The following is a 22,524-nucleotide window of genomic DNA, read 5'->3' as shown; positions in this document are numbered from 1 at the left end:
GAGGGCGGAAATGGGTTGCTCGAAAGGCAACGCCGCCTCTTGATCCGCCCCTATTTCGAGACCGGCATCGTCAGTTCCTTGTCGGCCGTGTCCACCACGAACACAGCCAGCAGCTTTGCAGGCTCGGTCTCGCTGGCATTGGCGCTGACGGCATGGCGGTCGCCGGGCTTTTCGGAGAAGTTCTCGCCCTTGTGAAAGACTTTGGCCGGGCCGTCATTGACCTGGCTGCGGATCGCGCCTTCCAGGACCGTGGCATAGATGAAAGCCGAGGGCGCGTGGATGTGGGCCGGCGAGGAGCCGCCGGGGCCATACTCGACCAGCACGCCCTTCATGCTCTTGCCCGGGACGTTCGGCAGCGGCTGGTCGAATACGATCGACACTTTTGCGAGTGGTGCTGCCGGCTCGGCCGCATGGGCCGTCAGGATTGAGGCGGCATAAACCGCCGCGGCGATCAGCAATCTGCGCATGGGATTTCCTTCATGACCGTGATTGCGGGATTGGCGAACCTTCACAGGTTCGCCAGCCATGTTGCGAGGGGCGTTGTGCCGAGCCGCGCCTCGCCGAGCGGGTTCAACGATTTGTCGCCGATGGGGGCGCCGTAATACGGCGCCTTCGGGTCTCCCAGCACCGGCCGGCTGTCGCCGGACGCCTTCAGGCGGCGTGCGATGAATTCATTGAAGGGCGCCTTCTCTGGGCCGGCGATATCGATCGTGCCGTTGAGCGGCGGGCCTATGGCGACCTCGGCGAGGCGATCGGCGACGTCGCTGGCCGCGATCGGCTGAAACAGGGCCGAGGGAACGACGATCTTTCCTCCGATCACACCCGTCTCGGCAATGGCGCCGAGGAATTCGAAGAACTGGGTGGCGCGCACGATCGAGTAGGGGACGTCTGAGGATTTGATGATGGTCTCCTGGGCGAGCTTGGCGCGAAAATAGGAGTTGTCGGGCGACCGTTCGGTCCCCACGATCGACAGTGCGACGTGATGCTTCACACCCGCGGCGGCCTCTGTCGCGGCGAGATTCCGGCTCGAGCGCTGGAAGAAATCGAGCACGGCGGCGGGCTCCCAGGACGGCGCATTGGCGACATCGACGACGACATCGGCACCCGCAAGCGCCGCTGCGAGCCCGTCGCCGGTCACGGCATTGACGCCCGATTTCGGCGAGGCTGGTACGGCCTCGTGGCCCTTCTGCTTGAGCTTCGCCACCAGCTTCGATCCGATCAGTCCGGTGCCGCCGATCACGACGATCTTCATGGCCTGTCTCCTCGGCATGTTGTGAGTGCGGGATCATCGAAGCCAGATGGCGTGCCCGCGCTCGTCTGATGCGAAGTGCGTTCTACCGGAGCAATGGGGCAAGCTCTTGCCTGGAACCGGCTTGCGTTGCCGAAAAATGCTCAAGAAAAAATGCTCAGGTGATGCCATCGCGCGGCGAACGCAATTGGTCAGCAGTCATTCCCTTGTCTTGAACGCTTACCGCTTGGCGATCAGTTTCGCGGTCAACTGATCGAATTCGATCAGGGCTTCGTCGCTGATCGGGCGCTGCATGACCTTGCGCCGTTCCTCCCTCAATGATTGGGCGGATGACAAGCTGGGAGAACCGAGTTTTGCGGTCCTCTCCAGCAGCGATTTGGCGTAGGCCGTGGCTTCCTCAGGTTTGCCCGGGTTGTCCGCGAAGGCTTTGACTGCGGCATCTCCAGCAGGCGTGACCGTGTACCAGAGAGCCAGCAGGAGGCTCTTCTGCGCCTGGACGTTGGATGCAGCCGCCAGTCTGGTGACCAGGTCGGACGCGAACCGCGCTTCTTCCATCGTAAACAGCATGTAGATGAGGGCGTAGTCCTGGCCCAGCGTGAGTGCATGCTGCGGGATGAACGCCTTGAAATCGGGGAACGCCAGAATGCGGAAGGCGGCTTCACGCGTGTCGAGCCCCTTGCTGCCGAGAGCCTGGACGGTCCGGAGATAATCGCCGAGCTGAATCCCGTTGAGGTCGGCCTTTGCGATCGAGCGGAGCGCCAGGACCTGGTCGGAGCGTTCCGCCGAAAGGGTGAGAAGGAGCTTGCTTCCGTCGTAGAAGAAGAACGCCGAGTTTGACGGGTTCTTCAGCTCGTCTCTGAGCAGCGGCAACGTCTTTGATGGATCAGCCTTGGCCGCGGTCCAGAATTGGTCGAGTTGACTCGACTTCGCCTGCATCTCGGCGCGTTGGAGCTTGTGCGGCTCGAAGCTGTACAGCGCGACGACCTTGGCATGGAAATCGGTCGTCGCAGTTGATTCCGCGCGGGCGACACCGGATGCGACGAGGAGAACAAGAAGCGAGGCGAAAGCGCGGACCGCAGGCATGGAGGCAAACGACATCGGCAAAATCGGGCGCAGAGGCGTTCCCGCAAACCGAGAAACATGTACCTCGCGATGATCACAGATTGCCAGTGTTTTGCCCGACGTGTCAAAGCGTTTTGACCGCGGGCAAAACGTCAACGAAAACAACCCTCGTCCTACTGTGCATGGGGTTGTTTTCGCAGTTTCTGTTTTGGAGCCTCACGCCCCGCAGACGATCACGCCGTACCAGCCGAGCCCGCGATAGGTCTCGTAGCCCGGGGTCCCATGGAACGCGACCATCGTGCCGTTTCGGTCCTGATAGAAGCCGGACCGCTGGCCGTTGAGCGAGAGCGAGATGCGTTCGCTCAGAATGCCCTGGCCGTCGGAGGCGGCGATGACGCGGAAATTCGAGTCGACCAGCAGCACGCGCGCCTTGTCGCTGTCGCCGACGCGCACGCCCTGCACGATGGCGCGGGCCTGAGGTTCCCAGTCGAAATGGATGGCGAGCACGCCGATCGGCGCGCCGTTGGCCTGGCCGCCGGCGCGGACGCTGGCGCAATAGGTCGCGACCTGCGCATTGCCGAGCAGCGACTGGTTCTCGACGTCGCCGGCGACATAGTCGTCACCGGAGCGCAGGGTCTTGGCCTCGCGAAACCATTTGGTGTGGGCGACGTTCTGGCCGACGACGCGAAAGCGGTCGGCGCGGCCGTTGGCGATGACGTTGCCGTCGAGGTCGCAGAGCCAGAGGTCGAGATAGACGGTGTAGGCGCCGAGGATGACGCCGAGGCGCTGCGAGGCATAGGTGACCGCCGCGGGCGCAGGCGAGGCCGCGCAATCGACCACGGCGGAATCGGTGGCCCACCAGCGCACGTCGCAGGTGCGCTCATAGAGGTTGCGGTCGATCAGCTCGACGGCGTTCAGCGACAGGTCGACCATGCGCTCGCCGCGCGAGCGCTGGCTCATGCGGTCGATCGAGGAGACGAGGTCGCCCGTGCGCTTGGTCAGCTGGGATTCGAGCTCGCGCGCGATAGTCTCGACCTGCTGGCCGACGCCGCGCACCTCCTGCGCCACCACCGCGAAGCCTGCGCCCTGCGCACCGGCGCGCGAGCTTTCGATCAGCGCGTTCAGCGCCAGCATCTTCATCTGGTTGGTGATCTGCTGGATCGCCTTGGTCTTGTCGACCGCAATCTGGTTGACCTCCGCCGTGAGGCGGTTGATCAGCGCGGAAATGTCGGAATCATCTTCAGCGGGTTCGGAGGCGATCGGCTTGGCTTTGAAACCCAGCGCAGCAGACATCGGGACTTCCCTTGGCAATGAGGCCTGATCTGCAATGAACCCGGAACAATCGCTTACAGATCGAATACGATTCTTTTTCGAGGATTCCGCCTAACGCCTGCTTAATTTGCTGTTCGGCGGAATGCCTAAATGATAGTCACTCCGGCCTGCCGGGCGGACCGTCCACCGCTTTGTGGGCCCCGGCCGTTGCAAATCCCCTGGCTTTCCCGGCCAATCCCCTGAAGCCAGTCACCGGGTGCCTAGTGTGATCGCCCGGAACCCGAGTTCCCAACAGATTGCCTCTTGCCATGACTCCGCCCGCCACGGCCTTACCCGTCGAAACGCCCCAGGCGTTCCTGGGCGTCGCGCGCTCACTGACCGACAAGCTCTGGCGCGACCGGCTCGATGCCCGCGGGGCCGCCCTGGCGCTCGCCATCGTCCAGCGGCACCAGCTGCCGGAACTGCTGGCACGGGTGCTGGCAGGCCGCGGGGTCGACAACGACGCTGTCGCCGACTTCCTCGACCCGACGATCCGAAAGCTGCTGCCCGACCCGTTCACGGTGACCGAGATGGAAGCCGCTTCCAGGCGGATCGCGGATGCGGCGACGAAGGGCGAGACGGTCGCGATCTTCGGCGATTACGACGTCGACGGCGCGACCTCGGCGGCGCTGCTCGCCTGGCATCTGCGCCATTGCGGGCTCGATCCGCTGCTCCACATTCCCGACCGCATCTTTGAGGGCTATGGGCCGAACGTCGAGGCCGTTCGCGGGCTCGCGGCCAAGGGCGCCACGCTGCTCGTCACCGTCGATTGCGGCACCACCAGCATCGAGCCGCTGGCCGAGGCCAAGCGGCTCGGCATGTCCGTCGTCGTGATTGACCATCACCAGGCGGGCACGGAGTTGCCGGAGGTCGACGCGCTGGTCAACCCGAACCGGCTCGATGATCTCTCGGGGCTCGGCCATCTGGCCGCCGTCGGGCTGGTGCTGGTGACGCTGGTCGCGGTCAACCGCGAGCTGCGCCAGCGCGGCTTCTGGAACGCGGAGATGCCCGAGCCCGATCTGCTCGGCATGCTGCATCACGTCGCGCTCGGCACGGTTGCCGATGTGGCGCCGCTCGTCGGCCTCAACCGCGCCTTCGTCGCCAAGGGGCTGATCGCGATGCGGCGGCGCGACCATGTCGGCCACACCGCGCTGATGGACGTGGCGCGGCTCAACGGGCCGCCGGAAGCCTGGCATCTCGGCTTCATGCTGGGGCCGCGCATCAATGCCGGCGGCCGCATCGGCCGCGCCGATCTCGGCGTGCGGCTGCTGCTGGAAAGCGACAGCGTCGAAGCCGCACGGATCGCCGCCGAGCTCGATCGCCTCAACACCGAGCGCCGCGTCATCGAGCAGGCCGCTGAAGCGCAGGCCGAAGCCGAGGCGCTCGCCTCGATCGGGCTCGAGGACAAGATTGGCGTGATCGTGACGGCCTCGGAAGGCTGGCACCCGGGCGTGGTCGGCCTCGTCGCCTCGCGCCTGAAGGAGAAGTTTTCGCGGCCCGCCTTTGCGATTGCGCTCGAGCCCGGTGGCATCGGCACCGGCTCGGGCCGGTCGATCGCCGGTGTCGACATCGGCAAGGCGGTGCGGCAGGCGGTCGCCGACGGCATTCTGCTCAAAGGAGGCGGCCATGCGATGGCCGCGGGCGTGACGCTGCGCAAGGAAAAGCTCGCCGAGTTTCGCGCCTATCTCGAGAATGCGCTGGCGCGCGACGTCGCCGAGGCGCGCCATGTCAACGATCTCTATATCGACGGCGCGGTCTCCGCGCGCGCGGTGACGACGGAGCTTGCAGCCACGCTCAACCGCGCGGGGCCCTTCGGCAGCGGCAATCCGGAACCCGTGCTGGCGCTGCCGGCGCACCAGCTCGTCTATGCCGATGAGGTCGGCCAGGCGCATCTGCGCCTGCGCTTCAAGGCGGGCGATGGTGCGATCGTCAACGGCATCGCGTTTCGTTCGGTCGGCCAGAAGCTCGGCAACGCGCTGCTGGCCAACCGCGGCCAGCAATTGCATGTCGCGGGATCATTGTCGGTCGACCGCTACCAGGGCGCCGAGCGGGTGCAATTCCGTGTCGTCGATGTCGCGCTACCGGACCAAGGGCCATCCGTGATTAGATGACAACGGCCTCAAACAACAAAAAAGAAAGGGAGTGAACATGGCAGGGCAGGTTGAGGGCAAGGTCGCGCTGGTGACGGGCGGTGCGTCCGGCATTGGCGAGGCCATCGTCGAGCTGTTCGCGCGTGAGGGCGCAACCGTTGTCATCACCGACATCGACGAGCTGCGCGGCCCCGAACTCGCCAGGCGCGTGACAAAAGCCGGCGGCAAGGCGATCTTCCTGGAGCAGGACGTCACCAGCGAGGAGCGCTGGATCGAGATCGTCGCCGAGGTCGGAAAGCGCTACGGCCGGCTGGACATCATGGTTTCCAATGCCGGCATCGGCATTGCCGTGCCCTCGATTGTCGACATGACGCTTCGCGACTGGCACAAGCAGAATGCGATCAACCTCGACGGTGTATTTCTCTCGGTGAAGCATTGCCTGCCGTTGATGCGCAAAACAGGCGGCGGCTCGATCGTCATGATGTCGTCGCTCGCAGGCCTGCGCGGCTCGCCGGGCCTCTCGGCCTACTCGTTGACAAAAGGCGGCGTGCGGCTGTTCGCGAAATCAATCGCGATGGAGTGTGCGGCAGCGGGCGACGGCATCCGCGTCAACTCGGTGCATCCCGGCATCATCGACACGCCGATCTGGGGCAAGATCCCGACCGGTGCGACGGGAGCCGGCCAGAACGCCCCGATCGATCCGGAAGAGCGCGCGCGGGTCGTCACACCGCTGGGCCGTGCCGGTCAGGCCGGGGAGATTGCCTCCGGTGTGCTGTATCTGGCGTCAGATGCCTCGCGTTACGTTACCGGCAGCGAGCTCGTCATCGACGGCGGCATGAACGCCGGCGGCGTGCCGCGGCGGCAATAAGCCGCCGCGCGGGCTGCGAAGGGCAGGGTGGCGCCCGCGGGGGCTGACGCACAGGCGCAGCCCCTGTACAAGGCGGGCAGCTCCCGACCGACAAAGGTGTCCTTCGCCATGGCGCACAGCCTCCATTCGTCTTCTTCCTCGCCCGCGCCGTTCCGCTCGAACCGGCCGGACCTCGCTACCGATGCGATCCGCACTGCGCGCGAGGATCTCGCCGCCTGCTTCCGCATGGCCGCGCGCAATGGTTTTGAGGAGGGCATCTGCAACCATTTCTCGGCCGTCGTGCCGGGCCATGACGATCTCTTCCTGGTCAATCCCTACGGCTACGCCTTCCGCGAGATCACCGCGTCAAAACTGTTGATCTGCGACTTCCACGGCAACGTCCTCGACGGCGAGGGCGTGCCGGAGGCGACCGCGTTCTACATTCACGCCGAGATGCACAGGCTGCTGCCGCGCGCCAAGGTCGCCTTCCATACCCACATGCCCTACGCGACGGCGCTGTCGATGACCGAAGGCGATCCCCTGGTCTGGGCTGGCCAGACCGCATTGAAGTTTTACGGCCGCACGGCGGTGGATCGAGATTACAACGGTCTTGCGCTCGACAACCGCGAGGGCGCGCGCATCGCCTCCGCCGTCGGCGATGCCGACATCGTCTTCATGAAGCATCACGGCGTGATGGTGCTGGCGCCGACCATCGCGGAAGCCTGGGACGATCTCTATTACCTCGAGCGCGCGGCCGAGGTGCAGGTGCTGGCGATGTCGACCGGACGCAAGGTGCTGCCGGTCGATCCCGCCATCGCGGCTGAAACCTACAGGCAGATGCGCGAGGGCGATTCCGCATCCGCGCAGCTGCATCTCGCAGCCGTCCGGCGCCAGCTCGACGCGGAAGAGCCGCAGTACCGGCATTAGCGATCGTCGCGTAGCCCGGATGGAGCGCAGCGTAATCCGGGGGCGTTAGTCGCGGAAGCAATCGCCCCGGATTGCGCTGCGCTCCATCCGGGCTACGGGGCGCGCCTACGATCAGCTGCCCTGCCGCAGCTTGGCCAGCACCTTCAGCCCACCATAGCCATCCGCGGGCGAGATCCCCGCGCGCTGCTGAAAATCCTTGATCGCTTTCATCGTGTCGTTGCCGACGCGGCCATCGGTGCCGCCGGTGTCGAACCCGGCCTTGGTCAGGCGCGTCTGCATCTCCTGCACCTCGGCCAGCGTCAGCGCGCGCTCGGAGCCGGGGAAGGGCTGGATGAAGGGCGGCGCGCCCAGGCAGCGGTCGCCGAGATGGCAGATCGCCAGCGCATAGTTCATCGAGGGATTGTAACTCTTCACCGCGTTGAAATTGGGCCCGAGCAGGAATGACGGCCCGCCCGCAACGGGTGTCCACAGCTGCGCGGATGCATTAGGCTGCGGGAACGGCTGGCCGTCGGCGCGGGTGACGCCAGCCGCCTGCCACGCCGCATAGGTGCGGCTGCCGCTCGCCCCACCGGATGTGCGCACCTCGTAACCCCAATGCTCGCCGCGGCGCCACTTGCCGCGATTGACGAGATATTTGGCGGTGGATCCCAGCGCGTCATCGGGTTTGCCGAACGGAGACACCTTGCCGTCGCCGTCATAGTCGATGCCGACATTGAGCCAGACTTCCGGCATCCATTGCGAATGCCCCATCGCGCCGGCCCAGGAGCCCTGCATCTCCTGCGGCGTGCTCCAGCCCTTGTCGACGATACGCAGCGCGTTGATGAGCTCCGTCTCCCAATAGGCTTTTCGGCGTGGCTCGTTCCAGGCCAGCGCGGCGAGCGAGGGGAATATCGGCGTCATGTGGTTTTGCTGAACCAAGGGATCGCCATAGGCGGACTCGACACCCCACAGGGCCAGCAGCGTGCCGCGTTCGACGCCGAAATCGCGCTCGATGCGCGCGAGCAGCGCCTCGTTGTTCTTCAGGGCGATCTTGCCGTTGATGATGCGCCAGTCGGAGACGCGGCGGTTGATGTACTGCCAGACCTGCTCGTGGAATTCCGGCTGGTTGCGCATCTGCTTGAACACGCTCATGTCGGGCTCGACCCGCGCCATCGCGCGCTGCCAGGTCGCGGCCGAAATGCCTTTTGCCATCGCACGCGCGCGAAAGCTCTCGCGCCATTCGTCGAAGCCCGCAGGAGCAGCGAGAACAGGCGCGGGCGACGCGATCAGGGCCGCCGCGCCAAACGCGGATTTCAGCACGGTGCGGCGGGTGTGGTGGGCCGAGGAATCAGCTTGTTTCATGGATCTATTCTAGCGGGAAACATGGCTGGTGTGAGTCGGTTCCTGGAACACCTGGAACAGTCGTCAGCTTCGGAACAAAGTGTCGCACTGCTGCATTCCCTCCGCACCACATTGGAGGAGGACAAAATGAGGAAATATCTGTTTGCCGCTGCCATGGTCACCGCGATCGCGGCCCCTGCGTTCGCCGATGAAGTCGGCGTTCATGTCGGCCCGGTCGGCGCCGGCGTGACGGTCGGTCAGTCCCACGAATATCGTGAGCGCGACCGGGATCGTGATCGCACCACGGTCATCAGGGAGCGTGAGCCTTCCAGCCGGACCACGGTAATTAAGAAGGAAGACGAATTCGGCAATCGCAGCAAGACCGTGATCCATCACGACAACGACTGACGGACCAGGGCGCCGGCTGATCGCCGGGGCCCGCCTTCATCGAGAATTCGGGGTGGAATGAAGATACGCGCGCATGCGGAGAGCCACGTCGTCGAACTCGACGACGGATCGCAGTGGCAGATTTTCCCGGGCGATCTCGCAACGACGCTGAGCTGGAAGCCCGAGACCGATCTGCACCTGGAGCCGAACGGCGACCGGGTGGGGTCGCACGTGCTGGTGAATGGCACGGACCAAAGTCGCGTGCGGGTGATTGCGGCGGGCGAAGCTTGGCCGGATGGTGTGGTTAAGAAAGTATTGAAGGGTGGCTAGGGCGGCCCCGCGCTAGTCCGATCCCTCCGATTTTGAGCCTGCCCGCTTTACGGTCGGTTCGCTTCCGCCTGCGCATGATGCGCACATGCGGGAGCTGTTCGACATCATCCGTGCCAATCCCTGGCCATTCGGCGCCGGGTTGTTCGTCGTGGTCCTGATGATCATTGTCGAGAATTTTGGCCGCGGCATTAAAGGTGACGGCGCTATCAGCGACTTCTCGGATGCCGATGGCGGCGACGGGGGCTGCGGCGACGGAGGCGGCGGCGATTAGGCCTCGCCTAGTCCTCCTGCAAATCAGCTGCGATGCCGGCGAGCCAGCGGCGAATACTCGCCTCAGCCTTGGCATCCAATCCCCCGGCAAGACGCTTCTCCAGCGCGATTACACGCTCCCTGCACGCCTTCAACAATGTCGCTCCCCGCGGCGTCAGCGTCCATTGCTGGATACGGCCGTGGACGGGGTGGGGCGTCATCTCGATCGCGCCGTCGCGTTCCAGGTTGCGGATGATCACGCCGACCGTCTGCGGGGTCAGGAAGGTGAGGCGGGCGACATCGGCGCCCGATAGTCCCGGATAGGCGTTGAGCATCGTCAGCACGGCGAACTGCGGCGATGTCACGCCGAGATCGGCAAGTGTCCGTTCCATTGTCAGGCGGACTGCGGCGTGGGCCTGGCGCAAGAGATAACCGAGATAGCCCTCTTCGCCGCGCTTGCCTTCGCCAAGGGCCGGCACGCGCACAGCGTCCGGCCCGGCGGTTTTGCCTGGGGATTTCGATCTCGTGATCCTGGGTGGCTTGCGTAACATGTAAGTGCTCTTATAAGATGTAAGCATTCTTATAATAACACGAGGTGAACGGCAATGTCACACGCCCGCAGCGAATACGAGGATTTCAAGCGAATCGCGCCCGACGCGTATGATCTGGTGCTGGCGCTGGGCCAAGTGGCGGCCAAGGCGGGCCTCGACAAGCAGCTGCTCGAACTCGTCAAGCTGCGGGCGTCGCAGATCAATGGCTGCGCCTTTTGCGTGCAGCATCACATCCTGTTCTCCGAACGCATCGGCGTGCCCGTGGACAAGCTCAATCTGGTCGCGGTCTGGCGCGAGGCGCCAATCTTTTCCGCCCGCGAGCGCGCCGCGCTGGCCTGGGCCGAGGCGCTGACCTTGCTGCCCGACGGCTTCGGCGACGAGGTCTATGCCGAGGTGCAGCGCGAATTCTCCGAGACCGAGCTGATGTACCTGACGTCGGCCATTGCTTCGATCAACGTCTGGAACCGTTTCGGCGCAGCCTTTCGATGGACGCCGGCGAAGCGGCCGGTCGCCGCGAATGCCGCGGCGTCCTGACCAGAACAAGGGGAGGCTGTCATGACCGTAATGATTTTGGGTAACATGCGACGTCCATTGCCGTCGCGCTCGATGGCGCTGGCCGTTGTCGGCGGGCTCGCCTGTGCGCTGGCGATCGGCAAGGCGCTGCCGGTGGCGATGGACACCGTCTCTGGCGTGCTCGCGCCGCTCTGCGCCACGGCCGCGGAGAGCTCGCCGCTCGACAAGGTCGAGTCGATCGGCTCCTACGCCTTGCCCAACGTGCCGGGCAAGCGCGTGACCATCGTGCGGGTGTTCTACGGCCCCGGCGGATTTTCGCGGCCGCACCGTCACGCAGGCTCGGTGACGGCCTACATCACCAAGGGCGAGATCCGCTCCCAGCTCGGCGGCGGACCGGTCGAGACCTTTGGCGTCGGCCAGTCCTTCTTCGAGCCGCCGGGGTCGACGCATCTGGTGTCGGCCAACGCCAGCATGACCGAGCCGGCCGAATTGATCGCCGTGTTCGTGGCGGATGAAGGCGCGCAGCTGACGACGTTGCTGGAGTAGAAGGTAGCCCGGATGGAGCGAAGCGCAATCCGGGCTACCTGATCGAGTCTTCAGCCGCCGTACGAGGCCGGATCCGGATTGTCCGACGGATGCTCAAATGACTTCTTCATCGACACCGGCATCGGCACATGGAAGTTGAGGCCGCGCGGCGGCACCGGCTCCATGAACCATTTGTTGTAGATCTTCGCGATCTCGGGGCTCTTGTAGAGCTTTTCCGTCGCGCGATCGACCACCGTCTTGAACGCCGCGTCGTCCTTGCGCAGCATGATGCCGTACGGCTCCGGATCGGAGAAGGCACCCGAGCTGATGGCGTAGAGCGACGGATCCTTCGACGAAGCGATCATCGCCGCAAGCTGGATGTCGTCCATGACGAACGCCTCGGCGCGGTCGGTCTCGACCATCAGAAACGCTTCGGGGACGTCCTTGGCATTCATCACGGTGATGCCGAGCGAGCGGGCGGCGTTGGCCTTGTTGAGCTGGGTGATGTTGGTGGTGCCCGAGACCGAGACGACGGCCTTGCCCTTGAGGTCGTCGACCTGGTCGAGCTTGGAGGCCTTCTTCGACACGAAGCGGCTCGCCGTGAGGAAGTGCGTGTTGGTGAACCACACCTGCTTCTGGCGATCGGCGTTGTTGGTGGTCGAGCCGCATTCGAGGTCGATGGTGCCGTTCGCCATCAGCGGAATGCGGTTGGACGACGTCACCAGGTTCTCGTTGACCGCGAGCTTGTCCAGCTTGAGCTCGGCCTTGATCTCCTCGACGATCTTCATGCAGATGTCGATGGCGTAGCCGACGGTCTTCTGCTTCTCGTCGATATAGCTGAAGGGCACCGCGCTGTCGCGCACCCCGAGCGTGATCGCTCCGGTCTCCTTGATCTTCTTCAGCGTACCGGTCAGGTCCTGCGCCTGAGCCGGCATGGCGAATGCGATGGCCAGAACGGCCGCCGTGGTGAGACTACGCATGTACTTCCCTTCATCCAGTTAGCCTGCCCGAGCGCAAAGCAATTCTGGGGCCAGAGACGGCCGGCTCGTTCGGTGTGGGGCTGGAAGTTGATCCGGCCGGGGGCGTGCAGGGGCTTGGCGTCGGATTGTCATCGAGGCGGTGCGCGGCGGGGCGCTAGTTGCCTCAATTCTCCTCGCTGCTCGATCCCTCGCGCTGGTCCGGCTTGATCACGTCTTCGGGCAGCGCATGTGCCACCGGCTGGGCCGTGACTGCGATCTCCGGGCCGATCTCGCGGCCGCGGGCGCGGATCAGGCGCTCGTACGCGGAGACCAGCGTGACGTAAGGGCTGACCCAGATCCAGCCGTCGCGGGTGAACACCTGGATGTCGAAATGCAGATGCATGGAGGTGCCGGCGGGATGCTCAAGATAGTTCGAGACGAGGCCGATCCGTTCGCCCTCGCTGACGATCCGGCCGTTGAGCAGGCCGTCGGCATTCATCGCCTGCGGGTTCATGTGCATGTAGCGGAAACGGATGTGTTCGGTGCGGCCGTTGACTTGAAGCGTCGCGGCCTGGTCCTTGGCGCCGCGGATCACGATGGCATCGCGCACCGCGACGATGACACGCTGCTTGGGATCGCAGGGTTCGCGGCCTTCGCCCGCTGGGGGGCAGTCGGCCGCGCGGATGTCCTCGCCCTGGTGGCCGTACCCGCCGGCGCATTGCCAGACTTCGAAGCTGCGCGACTCGCAAAAATTGTCGCGCCAGGGATAGGCAGTCGGGCCGTCGTTCTTGTCGCGCTTGCCGTAGGATTGCGAACGGATGAACGCAGGTGCCTTCTCCAGCGGAAAACGGATCTGCGCATAGGCCATCACGTCGGGATGGCCGGCTTTATTGCGATAGCCGGTGTTCGGGATGATGTCGCCGCTCGGCCGGTAGCTGAATTCCGCCGATCGCGGCGCGGGACGGTCGACGAGGTTCGAGGCCATGTCCGTCAGCGGGCGCATGCGCTGCCCGCCGGCGATCCGCAGTGACTTCAGGAAGCGCTCGGCAACCGGATAGGCCTCCTTGCAGGCAAGCCGCCGCGGTTTTGCGACGCTGTCCAGGCACTGGACCGACACCACATAGGCGACGCCGAAACGCGTGAAGGCGTAACGGACATAGCCTTCCCGGATGAACTTGCGCAGGTCCGGATAGAGGGCGGCCAGCGGCTTGACCGGCTCGCCCTTGCCGCCGGCGGGATCGGCGATGTCGTAGAGCAGCGCCGAGCCCGTGATCTGCACCTCGACCGGCCTTGCAAAGACGCGCGTCGGCATGCCGTCGCCAGCGCCTGGCTCGAGCGAAAAGGTCGCGCTGTACCCAGCAGGACCGGCATCGAACATGTCGACGGGATTGAAATCGGCCTGGTAGCGCGACACCGACAGGCTCGATGGTGCGCCGCTGCGCCGGGCTTCGAGATAGGCGCCGGCATCGAACGGCAACAGCACGGGCACGGAGCTGCGGGCGATGCCCGTGAAGAATTGCGAGGAGACTGCGTTGAGCTGCACCAGCGCCGGCATGGCGCGCGGGTCGTAGCGCGGCACCGAACGGCGGGGCGCGAAGATGAAGTCGCCCGCGATCTGGGGGCGGCTGTTGACCTCGGTGCGGAGCTGGTCGAGCGCTGCGCGCCAATCGACGCGCAGGGCCGTAAGCGAAGGGCTGCGGATTTCGTCCGCAGCGAGCGGCGTGGTGGTGAGGAGCGACAGCGACGCCAGCACGAGCGAGACGAAGCGGAAACTCTTCCCAACCACTGTCTCGCCCCCCGGCGCTACCTGTCCCGATCCTCGATCCCTCGCTCAGTCCTTGGCGCGTTCGGAGTAGGAGCCGTCTTCGGTCATCACCACGATGCGGGTGCCGACGGCGATGTGCGGCGGCACGGTGGTGCGCACGCCGTTGGAAAGCACCGCGGGCTTGTAGGACGAGGACGCAGTCTGGCCCTTGGTGACCGGCTCGGTCTCGACCACTTCCAGCGTCACGCGCTGCGGCAGGGCGAGCGACACCACGTTGACGTCGTGGGTCGACAGCTTGACGGTCATGTCCGGTTGAAGATAGGCGGCGGAGTCGCCGACGACGTCCTTGGAGACCTGGACCTGATCGTAGGTCTCGGGGTTCATGAAGTGGTAGCCGTCGCCATCTTCGTACAGGAAGGTGTAGTTGCGCTCTTCGATCGTGGCCTTTTCGACCTGGTCGGTGGTCTTGTAGCGCTCGGAGATCTTTACCCCGTCCGAGATTCGGCGCATTTCGATCTGGCTGACCGGGGTGCCCTTGCCGGGATGGATGTTCTCGGCGCTCACGACGACATAAAGCTTGCCGTCTTGCTCGATCACGTTGCCCTTGCGAATAGAACTGGCGATGACTCTCAAAGCTATATTTCCTGCTTGCTTGGCCCGGCTCCGGCCAGGACGTGGTCAAATCTCGGGGGGACTCGGGGTCTCAAATCGGACCTCAGCGCCCGTTTCGGGCCGCAACATACTGATTTTGCCGCTGGAAGCCAGCATTTTGCTGGGCCGGGGAGCCATCGGTTGATGGCTGGGGACAAGCCGATTTCCCCGTTCTGGTCGCCTTCGCGGCACCTTGACCGGCGGCCGTACCTCCAGGCCAGGGGGGCGATTACCGGGGCTCTGCGGGGCTTTTTCGCTGAACAGGGGTTTATCGAGGTCGAAACCTCGGTCCTCCAGGTCTCTCCGGGCAACGAAACCCATCTGCACGCCCCCCGGACCGAGATCATGCGTCCGGACGGCAGCCGCGACAGCCGATACCTGCGGACCTCGCCGGAATTCGCCTGCAAGAAGCTGCTGGCGGCGGGTGAAGAGCGGATTTTCGAGTTCGCCCGGGTGTTCCGCGACCGGGAGCAGGGCGACCTTCACCTGCCCGAGTTCACCATGCTGGAATGGTACCGGGCCGGGGCCCCCTACGATTCCATCATGGCGGACACCATCGTGGTCATCGCCCGGGCCGCGCAGGCGACCGGGATCGGCACCTTCTCGTTCCGGGGCCGGACCGCCGATCCCTTCGCCGAGCCGGAGCTGGTGACGGTCGCGGGCGCCTTCGAGCGGTTCGCCGGCATCGATCTGCTGTCGACAATTTCGGGCAACGAGGGTAACCGTGCCGCGCTCGCGAAGGCGGCCGGCGGCAAGGTCCGCATCGCCGGAGACGACACCTGGTCGGACATCTTCAGCAAGGTCCTGGTTGAGCATGTCGAGCCGCATCTGGGGCAGGGGCGTTTGACCATCCTGTTCGAATACCCATCTCCAGAGGCGGCACTGGCGCGGGTGAAGGCCAGCGATCCCAGGGTCGCCGAGCGGTTCGAGGTCTATGCCTGCGGCGTCGAGCTCGCCAACGGCTTTGGCGAGCTGACCGACGCCAAGGAGCAGCGCCAGCGCTTCACGGAATCGATGGCGGAGAAGCAGCGCCGCTACGGGGAGGCCTATCCGCTCGACGAGGATTTTCTGGCCGCCGTCGCCGTCATGCCGGAGGCGAGCGGCGTCGCGCTCGGCTTCGACCGGCTGGTGATGCTGGCGAGCGGGGCTTTACGAATTGATCAGGTGGTGTGGACACCGCCTGCAAATGAAACGTCAAGCGAGAGATGACAAAGACCAATCTTGCACGCACCTTGCGTGAGCCGGCTGAACTCGTGGCCGCGGACCTCGTGCCTGCGACGGCGCTACCCGCGCTCGAGCGCGTTGCTGCGCGCTATGCGGTGGCGATCACGCCGGCGCTGGTCGAATTGATCGACACATCCGATCCCGACGATCCCATCGCGCGGCAATTCGTTCCGACGGACGCGGAGCTGGAGGTACAGCCGGGCGAGAACGCCGATCCGATCGGCGATCACCCGCATTCGCCGGTATCCGGCATCGTGCATCGCTATCCCGATCGCGTGCTGTTCAAGCTCGTTCACGTCTGCGCGGTCTATTGCCGCTTCTGCTTCCGCCGCGAGATGGTCGGCCCCGGCAAGGAGAACGCACTCTCCGACAGCGCCTATCGGGCGGCGATCGACTACATCCGTTCGCATAGCGAGATCTGGGAGGTGATCCTGACCGGCGGCGATCCCCTGATGCTGTCGCCGCGGCGGATGAGCGAGATCATGGCCGATCTGGCCGGCATCGATCACGTCAGGATCATCCGCCTTCACACCCGCGTGCCCGTGGCCGATCCCGCGCGCATCACCGACGAGATGGTCGCCGCGCTGAAGGTCAGTGGCGCCACCACCTGGGTCGCGGTGCATGCCAACCATGCGCGTGAGCTGACAGGTCCGGCGCGCGAGGCCTGCGCGCGGCTCGTCGATGCCGGAATTCCCATGGTAAGCCAGTCCGTGCTTTTGCGCGGCGTCAATGACAATGTCACGGCCCTGTCGGATTTGATGCGAGCTTTCGTCGAATGCCGGATCAAGCCTTACTATCTGCATCACGGTGATCTCGCCCCGGGCACTGCGCATCTGCGCACCACGCTCGCCGAGGGGCAGGAATTGATGAGGCAGTTGCGCGGACGGGTGTCAGGACTGTGTCAGCCCGATTATGTCATCGACATTCCCGGCGGCGCCGGCAAGTCGCCGGTCGGGCCGAATTACGTGTTGGCGGAGCAAAATACCGCACCGGATGCGCGTGAAGCCGGAGGCGAAACGCGTTATCGTATCGTGGACTATTGCGGCGACGTTCATCTCTATCCGCCCGAGACCTGAAGGGTGAGAGAACGCCGGTTTGAGAATGGAGGAGCGGAAATGAAGAAGATCATGGTGGCAGCATCGCTCGTGGTCTTGCTCGGCGGCGCGGCGGTTGCGCAGACTGGCACCAAGGGATCGACGTCAGGCGGGGCCACGTCGGGTTCGTTGCCGCAGGCACCCATCGGTCACCGCCAGCCGCGCGCCGGCGACGTGCCGAACGAGAAGAATCTGAGCGACCCGAACAATCCCGTGAACAAGGAAGACGCGGCGCTCGACAAGAAGATCAAGAGCATCTGCCGCGGTTGCTGATCGGAACCGCGGGCAGGGCGCGAACAGCATCGCCCCGCCCGCGATTGACCGGCGTTACGCGGAACGTTCGTGGAGGCCGGCGCGCACGGCGTTGCGCCGGATCTCGACCGCATCCGCAAGTTGCTCCAGCACCGTGGCCGTGGTCGCCCAGTCGATGCAGCCATCGGTGATGCTCTGGCCGTAAGTGAGCGGCTTGCCCGGCACCACGTCCTGGCGGCCGGCGACGAGATTGCTCTCGATCATCACGCCCATGATGCGGTTCTCGCCGCCCAAGATCTGGCCGGCGATGTCGGCCATCACCAGCGGCTGATTCTCCGGCTTCTTGCTCGAATTGGCGTGGCTCGCATCGACCATCACCAGCGGTGCGACGCCTGATTTCGCCAGATCGTTGCAGGCGGCCGCGACACTTGTCGCATCGTAGTTCGGCTTGCTGCCGCCGCGCAGGATGATGTGGCAGTCCTCGTTGCCCGACGTCGAGGCGATCGCGGAGCGGCCGAGCTTTGTCACAGCCATGAAATGATGCGGATGCGAAGCCGACTTCACCGCATCCGCCGCGATCCGCACGTTGCCGTCGGTGCCGTTCTTGAAGCCGACCGGGCAGGACAGCCCGGAGGCCAGCTCGCGATGGATCTGGCTCTCGGTCGTGCGGGCGCCGATCGCGGCCCAGGACACGAGATCCGCGATATATTGCGGTGTGGTCATGTCGAGGAATTCGGCCCCGGCGGGCAGGCCGAGATTGTTCACCGCCGACAGCACGTTGCGCGCCAGCCGCAGGCCCTTGTTGATGTCGAAGCTGCCGTCGAGATCGGGATCGTTGATCAGCCCCTTCCAACCGACGGTGGTGCGCGGCTTCTCGAAATAGACCCGCATCACGATCTCGAGCTGGTCGGAGAGGTCCTCGCGCAGCTTGGCGAGGCGCTCGGCGTAGTCGAGTGCGGCCTTGGGATCGTGCACCGAGCAGGGGCCGACCACGACCAGCAGGCGGTCGTCCTGGCCGTTGAGGATGGCGTGGATGGCGTTGCGCGCCGCCATCACCACACGCGTTGCGGTGAGCGTGCGCGGGACTTCCCGCATCACCTCATCAGGCGTGCTCAGCTCTTTCAGTTCGCGAATGCGAAGATCGTCAGTCGTGCTCAGCACGGCAGGCTCCTGTTTGTTTTAGAACCTGCCGGCCAATAAAAAAGCCGCCAGGTCTGGCGGCTGTTCGGACGTTTGCTTCAATATTTCAGATTGAGCGCGATCCTCCTGCCGCCAGCGAGCTGTCGTAGCTAAAGTACCAAAAATAGCTGGTGACGAGGGTGATCATGGGAGGCCATATAGCGCGCCGTCGGCGGCTTGTCACCCCCCAATCGGATAGGCAGGCGATGAGACCCCTCAACTGTTGCTGTTGCGTGCCGCCAGCGCCATGCCGATCAGGGTGGCGCCGCCGAACAGCAGGTTGATACCGACCAGCACGCCGATCGCCCATTCCGCCGAGCTCGGCAGTCCCGTGATCACCATGAACGAGATCGCGATGTCGACGAGGCCCGAGATCAGCAGCCACGACCAGCGGCCGCTCAGCTCGCGGCGGTGCTCCAGCGCATACATGATGGTGGCGACACCCTCGGCGAGGAAATAGGCGCCGAGCACGATGGTGAGCGTCAGCACGGCCTGCATCGGCCGCGCCAGCAGCAGCAGGCCGGCCAGCACGGCAAGTGCAGCCGAGATCAGCGACCACCAGAACCCCGGCGTGCTGCGCGCCCAGTAGGTCACGATCAGCCCGCCGATGCCGCTGATCAGGAACATCCAGCCGAGAAAGATCGCGATGGCGAGGCTTGCAAGCGGCGGCAAGATCAACGCGGCGACGCCGAGAACGGCGAGCAGGATGCCCTCGAACAGGAAGGCTTTCCAATGCGCCTTCACCGTCTGGCTCATGGCGGTTTGCAGCCGTGAAAAATCCTCGGGCGATGTCATCGGCGGCTCCAGGTCGGATGGCGTGTGCTCAATCTAGTACGCGCACGCCGCGCTTGCCACCCGCGTCTCAACCGCCGCCGTGCACAGACGAAAAGCCTTCGCCACTGGTGCGAACGCGGTTGCGGCCGAGAACATAGATCGCGATCGTGACGATCAGAAGCGCAAGGCCGAGCAGGATCGAGACGAAACCGATCGGAATCAGGGCCAGCGTCAGATTGCGTTCAGGGTTGATCAGCCAGTGATGGATCGAGGTCAGCACGAAGGCGAGGCCGAGAAAGCCGACGCCGCCGCCGGCCAGCAGCAGTGCCCACATCCGGCGCAGCTGGCTGAGCCGCTCGCGTGCGACATCGGTCCGGGGCGCATGGTGGCGCGCCACGCGGCGGACGAGGCGAATGGCGAAGGCGATCGAGCTGAAGCCGATCAGCAGGCTGGCACCGCCCAGCCACATCCGGATCGTCGGATCGAGATCGGGCATGCGCTGGAGCGTGAGCAGCGGGAAGTCGAAAGCCGAATGCAGCGCGAGCGGGCCTGCGAAGATCAACAGGCGGCTGGACAGGCGGGCCCAGTCGCGATGGTGGCGGTTCGCCCCCAGCGCCGTGCCGGCGCGCGCGATGGTCAGGTAAGCGCCGGCGATGATGCCGAGCGCGCCGTGGAACGGCACCGTCAGAACGCTGCGCAGGGCGGCCAGCGAGCGCCACATCTCGGCATGTTGGACGAGATAGGCGAGGTTCTCATAGGCGGCAAAGCCGAGGCCGACCGCTGCGCCATAGACGACGGTGTCCATGGGGTTGGCAAAGGTCCGCCGCTTGGTCGAGGAGATCAGCACGATGGCGATCACCTTGACGGCTTCCTCCGGCAGCGCGACGCCAAAGACCGAATGCATGGCCAGAGCCGCCCAGGGGTTGTCGGGGGCCGCGACCATCTTGGCGAACGGGGCGCGGGCGAGGCCCAGCAGCGAGATGCTGGCCGCGCCGAGCAGGAACGCGGTCCAGACCTGGGCTGGCGGTCCCGGACGTTCCTCGGCGGCAATGACAAGCCACAGCATCAGCAGCGCCGGGGCGATGGCGGCTGTTCCGATGACGGTGGGTAACGCTTCAATCAGGTACATCGGCGCCGAAAATAGGTTCCCTTGGTCTGCTTATCTACGTCCACCGATGCGACCATGTGTCATGCGCTTGCTGTCGCTTCGCTGAACAAGTGGGGCAGCCGGCGTTCATCGGGATCGTCACATCGAGAACATGAGCCTAATCAATTGCATGACACGGCCAGCTCGTCATCCATGGCAACGATCTCACGGCCGGTGCTGGACCGTGATTGATAAGTCAGATCAAGGGAATGCTAGGGTTTCCTTGATTCACGATGCACGTACGCAGGCAGCGAGTCCAGAGGTGGCCTCGGCCTCTTCCGGACAACGCGCGTCCGGACAACGCGCGGCCGGCCGGATTGGCCTGGTCACGCTTTCGTTGCGCGCCTGCGCTGCGTCGCGACACGCCGGGCGCGGGCCTGCTCCAGCTCCCAGAAGGCGCGGATCAGGCATGAGCCGAGACAGCCGGCAATCAGCAGCAGCAGGAAAGCTTGGTCGGTGGGGGCGAGATGGGTCATGGCGATAAGAAAGCAACGCCCATGCCATGCGTTCCGCGGCCGCCCTGCGGTTTGCGCAATCGCTCCCGCCGCAAAATGACCGTTGTGGCAGCTCGAATCGGCGGCACCTGCGGGAGCAGGGGTATGACCGCGCCCGGCCTCAGTGGGTCGTAAACGGCGGCCCCGGCTCGGGCGCCACATCGAAAGCGCCGAGATGATATTCCTCGCCGGTCGCCTGATCCGGCCGCGGGAACTGCGCGAGCAGGGTGAAAGCGGCCTGCGGATATTGTTTCCAGATATCGAGATCGCCGGCCGTGATCGTCAGCCAGCCGAACGTGTACATGTAGCGTCCGGGCTCGTTGACCCGGCCAACCCTGTCCCAAGTGATCTTCTCGACCTTGATCTTGTCGACTTTGATCTTATCGACCGTGATCCTGTTGACTGCCATTCGGTCCCCCGATCGCAAGTCCGCAAATGAGGTCCGGCATCAGGCACGGACCCCCAAAAGCTGATCCCGCAATGGGGCCGCGATAGGGCAGGCGAGACGGCCGAGGAGGCCACCGCCTGCCGGCTTCAGCGTGCCGTCGTGGCCGCCTGCGCTTCGGCTTCGGACGCCAGCTCCAACTGACGGTGCGAGGCGTGGAAGACGTCGTGGACGAGACCGATCTTCTCCATGCCCAGAATGATCAGGCCGTTGAGATCGATCTCCCACCAGGCGTGCGAGATATAGGCGTCCCGCGGGAAGCGGTGATGGTTGTTGTGCAGACCCTCGCCGAAGGTGAGGATCGTGGTCACGAACTCATTGGTCGAGGCGTCGTCGACCTCGAAGCGTCGGTAGCCGTAGGCGTGGCAGATCGAGCCGGTGAACTGGCTGACGAAAATCAGCAGATAGGCCCGGAGCAGGCCGGAGAACAGCACGCAGCCGATCATGGTGTGCACGCCGCCGAAGGTGTAGCCGACCACGCCGGGGATGAAGACGGCCGACATCCCGTACCAGACCCAGCGTGTGCGCACGAAGAACATCGCAATGGGATCGGCGAGGATGTCCTTGGCGTAGTATTCGTTGTCGGTGGTGGCCTGGTCGAACACCCAGCTGCCCTGGGCGTGCAGGAAACCCTTGAGCGCGCTGACATAGCGATTGCCGAAGCCGTCGAATTGCGGGCTGTGGGGATCGCCGACGTCATCGGCATAGAGATGGTGGCGGCGGTGGTTGGCGACCCATTTCGCGATCGAGCCCTGCACCGCCATCTGGGCGATGGCGCAGAAGAACACGCGCATGATCGGGCCGGTGCGGAAGCTGCGATGGACGAACAGGCGGTGCATGCCCGCGCCGATGCCGAACGTCGTCAGCGCGAACATCCAGGCGAATGTGAACAGCTCGACCTTTCCGATGCCTTGCGTGACGGCCCAGATGATGCCCGCGACCGCGCCGACATAGAGGATGCCGAGCAGGAGATAGCTCTCGCGCAGCTTGGCCTGAACGAGCGGGCCTTCGGTGACGACGCCTGGCGGGAGCTGCGGCTTTGCTGCGGTGGGAGCGTTCTGGGTGGTCGATGCCGGGACAAACTCAGCGATGGACATTCCGGGACTTCCAATATTTCAGGGCCCGCTACGATTGCGGACATGCTGGATTGCAGCCTATCGCGCAGCGGCCGCCGCCTCC

26 protein-coding genes are annotated in these 22,524 nt (G+C 64.9%); 11 read left to right on the top strand and 15 right to left on the bottom strand.

The features are described from left to right. Positions 1–50 precede the first annotated feature (50 nt). The 4 genes from PMI42_RS03280 to PMI42_RS03265 all read right to left on the bottom strand — a co-directional run bounded on the left by PMI42_RS03280 (position 51) and on the right by PMI42_RS03265 (position 3,604). Complete coding sequence (locus PMI42_RS03280) at positions 51–467, bottom strand: cupin domain-containing protein (protein ID WP_008130563.1); 417 nt, start codon at positions 465–467, stop codon at positions 51–53. Positions 468–508: 41 nt separating this feature from the next. Beyond that, complete coding sequence (locus PMI42_RS03275) at positions 509–1,252, bottom strand: SDR family oxidoreductase (RefSeq protein WP_008130562.1); 744 nt, start codon at positions 1,250–1,252, stop codon at positions 509–511. A 216-nt stretch (positions 1,253–1,468) separates the two neighbouring features. Next, entirely contained in the window at positions 1,469–2,347 is an 879-nt protein-coding gene (locus PMI42_RS03270; RefSeq protein ID WP_008130560.1) for a hypothetical protein, read from the bottom strand. A gap of 180 nt (positions 2,348–2,527) precedes the next feature. Next, the gene (locus PMI42_RS03265) at positions 2,528–3,604 is read right to left on the bottom strand and encodes a methyl-accepting chemotaxis protein (protein WP_008130558.1); all 1,077 of its coding nucleotides are present in this window, start codon (positions 3,602–3,604) and stop codon (positions 2,528–2,530) included. A gap of 287 nt (positions 3,605–3,891) precedes the next feature. Here PMI42_RS03265 and recJ point away from each other — a divergent pair, with 287 nt between their 5' ends. From recJ to PMI42_RS03250, 3 genes are all read left to right on the top strand, one after another. After that, positions 3,892–5,733 carry a single-stranded-DNA-specific exonuclease RecJ gene (recJ, locus tag PMI42_RS03260; RefSeq protein WP_008130556.1) on the top strand — a complete coding sequence of 614 codons (1,842 nt, stop codon included), beginning with the start codon at positions 3,892–3,894 and terminating at the stop codon, positions 5,731–5,733. A 37-nt stretch (positions 5,734–5,770) separates the two neighbouring features. Continuing rightward, positions 5,771–6,580, top strand: coding sequence for an SDR family NAD(P)-dependent oxidoreductase (locus tag PMI42_RS03255; protein ID WP_008130554.1), 810 nt, complete (start codon positions 5,771–5,773; stop codon positions 6,578–6,580). Positions 6,581–6,688: 108 nt separating this feature from the next. Continuing rightward, a complete protein-coding gene (locus tag PMI42_RS03250) occupies positions 6,689–7,486 on the top strand; it encodes an aldolase (RefSeq protein WP_035964332.1) in 798 nt (265 codons plus the stop codon). 111 nt (positions 7,487–7,597) lie between these two features. Here the strand turns inward: PMI42_RS03250 and PMI42_RS03245 are convergent, their stop codons facing one another. Further along, positions 7,598–8,827, bottom strand: coding sequence for a lytic murein transglycosylase (locus PMI42_RS03245; RefSeq protein ID WP_008130552.1), 1,230 nt, complete (start codon positions 8,825–8,827; stop codon positions 7,598–7,600). 126 nt (positions 8,828–8,953) lie between these two features. On the opposite strand from PMI42_RS03245, the gene PMI42_RS03240 reads away from it, so the two are divergent. The 3 genes from PMI42_RS03240 (at position 8,954) to PMI42_RS03230 (ending at position 9,794) form a co-directional block, all read left to right on the top strand. Further along, on the top strand, positions 8,954–9,214 hold the full coding sequence (locus tag PMI42_RS03240; RefSeq protein WP_008130551.1) for a hypothetical protein: 261 nt from the start codon (positions 8,954–8,956) through the stop codon (positions 9,212–9,214). A gap of 57 nt (positions 9,215–9,271) precedes the next feature. Beyond that, positions 9,272–9,523, top strand: a complete 252-nt coding sequence (locus PMI42_RS03235; RefSeq protein WP_008130550.1) for a hypothetical protein — start codon at positions 9,272–9,274, stop codon at positions 9,521–9,523. Between the two features lie 85 nt (positions 9,524–9,608). Beyond that, positions 9,609–9,794 carry a hypothetical protein gene (locus tag PMI42_RS03230; protein ID WP_008130549.1) on the top strand — a complete coding sequence of 62 codons (186 nt, stop codon included), beginning with the start codon at positions 9,609–9,611 and terminating at the stop codon, positions 9,792–9,794. A gap of 7 nt (positions 9,795–9,801) precedes the next feature. On the opposite strand, the gene PMI42_RS03225 is transcribed toward PMI42_RS03230, so the two are convergent. After that, positions 9,802–10,323 (bottom strand): MarR family winged helix-turn-helix transcriptional regulator, encoded by a 522-nt coding sequence (locus PMI42_RS03225; RefSeq protein ID WP_008130548.1) that lies wholly within the window; start codon positions 10,321–10,323, stop codon positions 9,802–9,804. Between the two features lie 54 nt (positions 10,324–10,377). Between PMI42_RS03225 and PMI42_RS03220 the strand changes: the two genes are divergently transcribed. Both PMI42_RS03220 and PMI42_RS03215 read left to right on the top strand, forming a co-directional pair. After that, positions 10,378–10,857: a carboxymuconolactone decarboxylase family protein gene (locus PMI42_RS03220; protein ID WP_008130546.1), complete on the top strand. Its 480-nt coding sequence runs from the start codon at positions 10,378–10,380 to the stop codon at positions 10,855–10,857. 21 nt (positions 10,858–10,878) lie between these two features. Next, positions 10,879–11,382 carry a cupin domain-containing protein gene (locus PMI42_RS03215; RefSeq protein ID WP_008130544.1) on the top strand — a complete coding sequence of 168 codons (504 nt, stop codon included), beginning with the start codon at positions 10,879–10,881 and terminating at the stop codon, positions 11,380–11,382. Between the two features lie 50 nt (positions 11,383–11,432). Here the strand turns inward: PMI42_RS03215 and PMI42_RS03210 are convergent, their stop codons facing one another. The 3 genes from PMI42_RS03210 to efp form a co-directional block, all read right to left on the bottom strand. Then, positions 11,433–12,341 carry an amino acid ABC transporter substrate-binding protein gene (locus tag PMI42_RS03210; RefSeq protein ID WP_008130542.1) on the bottom strand — a complete coding sequence of 303 codons (909 nt, stop codon included), beginning with the start codon at positions 12,339–12,341 and terminating at the stop codon, positions 11,433–11,435. Between the two features lie 163 nt (positions 12,342–12,504). Continuing rightward, positions 12,505–14,106, bottom strand: coding sequence for a hypothetical protein (locus PMI42_RS03205; protein WP_008130540.1), 1,602 nt, complete (start codon positions 14,104–14,106; stop codon positions 12,505–12,507). A 45-nt stretch (positions 14,107–14,151) separates the two neighbouring features. Continuing rightward, entirely contained in the window at positions 14,152–14,718 is a 567-nt protein-coding gene (gene efp / locus PMI42_RS03200; protein ID WP_008130539.1) for an elongation factor P, read from the bottom strand. A 162-nt stretch (positions 14,719–14,880) separates the two neighbouring features. Between efp and epmA the strand changes: the two genes are divergently transcribed. Genes epmA through PMI42_RS03185 form a run of 3 tightly spaced genes read left to right on the top strand, consistent with a single transcriptional unit; the run spans position 14,881 to position 17,327 of the window. Continuing rightward, the gene (epmA, locus tag PMI42_RS03195) at positions 14,881–15,945 is read left to right on the top strand and encodes an EF-P lysine aminoacylase EpmA (RefSeq protein ID WP_008130538.1); all 1,065 of its coding nucleotides are present in this window, start codon (positions 14,881–14,883) and stop codon (positions 15,943–15,945) included. Beyond that, positions 15,942–17,036: a lysine-2,3-aminomutase-like protein gene (locus PMI42_RS03190; protein ID WP_008130537.1), complete on the top strand. Its 1,095-nt coding sequence runs from the start codon at positions 15,942–15,944 to the stop codon at positions 17,034–17,036. The genes epmA and PMI42_RS03190 overlap by 4 nt, the downstream gene beginning before the upstream one ends. Positions 17,037–17,075: 39 nt before the next feature. Continuing rightward, on the top strand, positions 17,076–17,327 hold the full coding sequence (locus tag PMI42_RS03185; RefSeq protein WP_008130536.1) for a hypothetical protein: 252 nt from the start codon (positions 17,076–17,078) through the stop codon (positions 17,325–17,327). Positions 17,328–17,381: 54 nt separating this feature from the next. Here the strand turns inward: PMI42_RS03185 and PMI42_RS03180 are convergent, their stop codons facing one another. From PMI42_RS03180 to PMI42_RS03160, 6 genes are all read right to left on the bottom strand, one after another. Then, the gene (locus PMI42_RS03180; protein WP_008130535.1) at positions 17,382–18,467 is read right to left on the bottom strand and encodes a 3-deoxy-7-phosphoheptulonate synthase; all 1,086 of its coding nucleotides are present in this window, start codon (positions 18,465–18,467) and stop codon (positions 17,382–17,384) included. Between the two features lie 234 nt (positions 18,468–18,701). Continuing rightward, a complete protein-coding gene (locus tag PMI42_RS03175) occupies positions 18,702–19,280 on the bottom strand; it encodes an HdeD family acid-resistance protein (RefSeq protein ID WP_008130533.1) in 579 nt (192 codons plus the stop codon). A 67-nt stretch (positions 19,281–19,347) separates the two neighbouring features. Then, positions 19,348–20,388, bottom strand: coding sequence for a PrsW family glutamic-type intramembrane protease (locus PMI42_RS03170; RefSeq protein WP_008130531.1), 1,041 nt, complete (start codon positions 20,386–20,388; stop codon positions 19,348–19,350). A gap of 344 nt (positions 20,389–20,732) precedes the next feature. Further along, positions 20,733–20,882 (bottom strand): hypothetical protein, encoded by a 150-nt coding sequence (locus tag PMI42_RS39940; protein ID WP_193376315.1) that lies wholly within the window; start codon positions 20,880–20,882, stop codon positions 20,733–20,735. 139 nt (positions 20,883–21,021) lie between these two features. Then, a complete protein-coding gene (locus tag PMI42_RS03165) occupies positions 21,022–21,309 on the bottom strand; it encodes a hypothetical protein (protein ID WP_008130528.1) in 288 nt (95 codons plus the stop codon). A gap of 125 nt (positions 21,310–21,434) precedes the next feature. After that, positions 21,435–22,442 (bottom strand): acyl-CoA desaturase, encoded by a 1,008-nt coding sequence (locus PMI42_RS03160; protein ID WP_008130526.1) that lies wholly within the window; start codon positions 22,440–22,442, stop codon positions 21,435–21,437. Positions 22,443–22,524 lie beyond the last annotated feature (82 nt).

The sequence above is a fragment of the Bradyrhizobium sp. YR681 genome (assembly GCF_000282615.1).
GTDB lineage: Bacteria > Pseudomonadota > Alphaproteobacteria > Rhizobiales > Xanthobacteraceae > Bradyrhizobium.
This window is presented reverse-complemented; position numbering and strand designations above follow the sequence as displayed.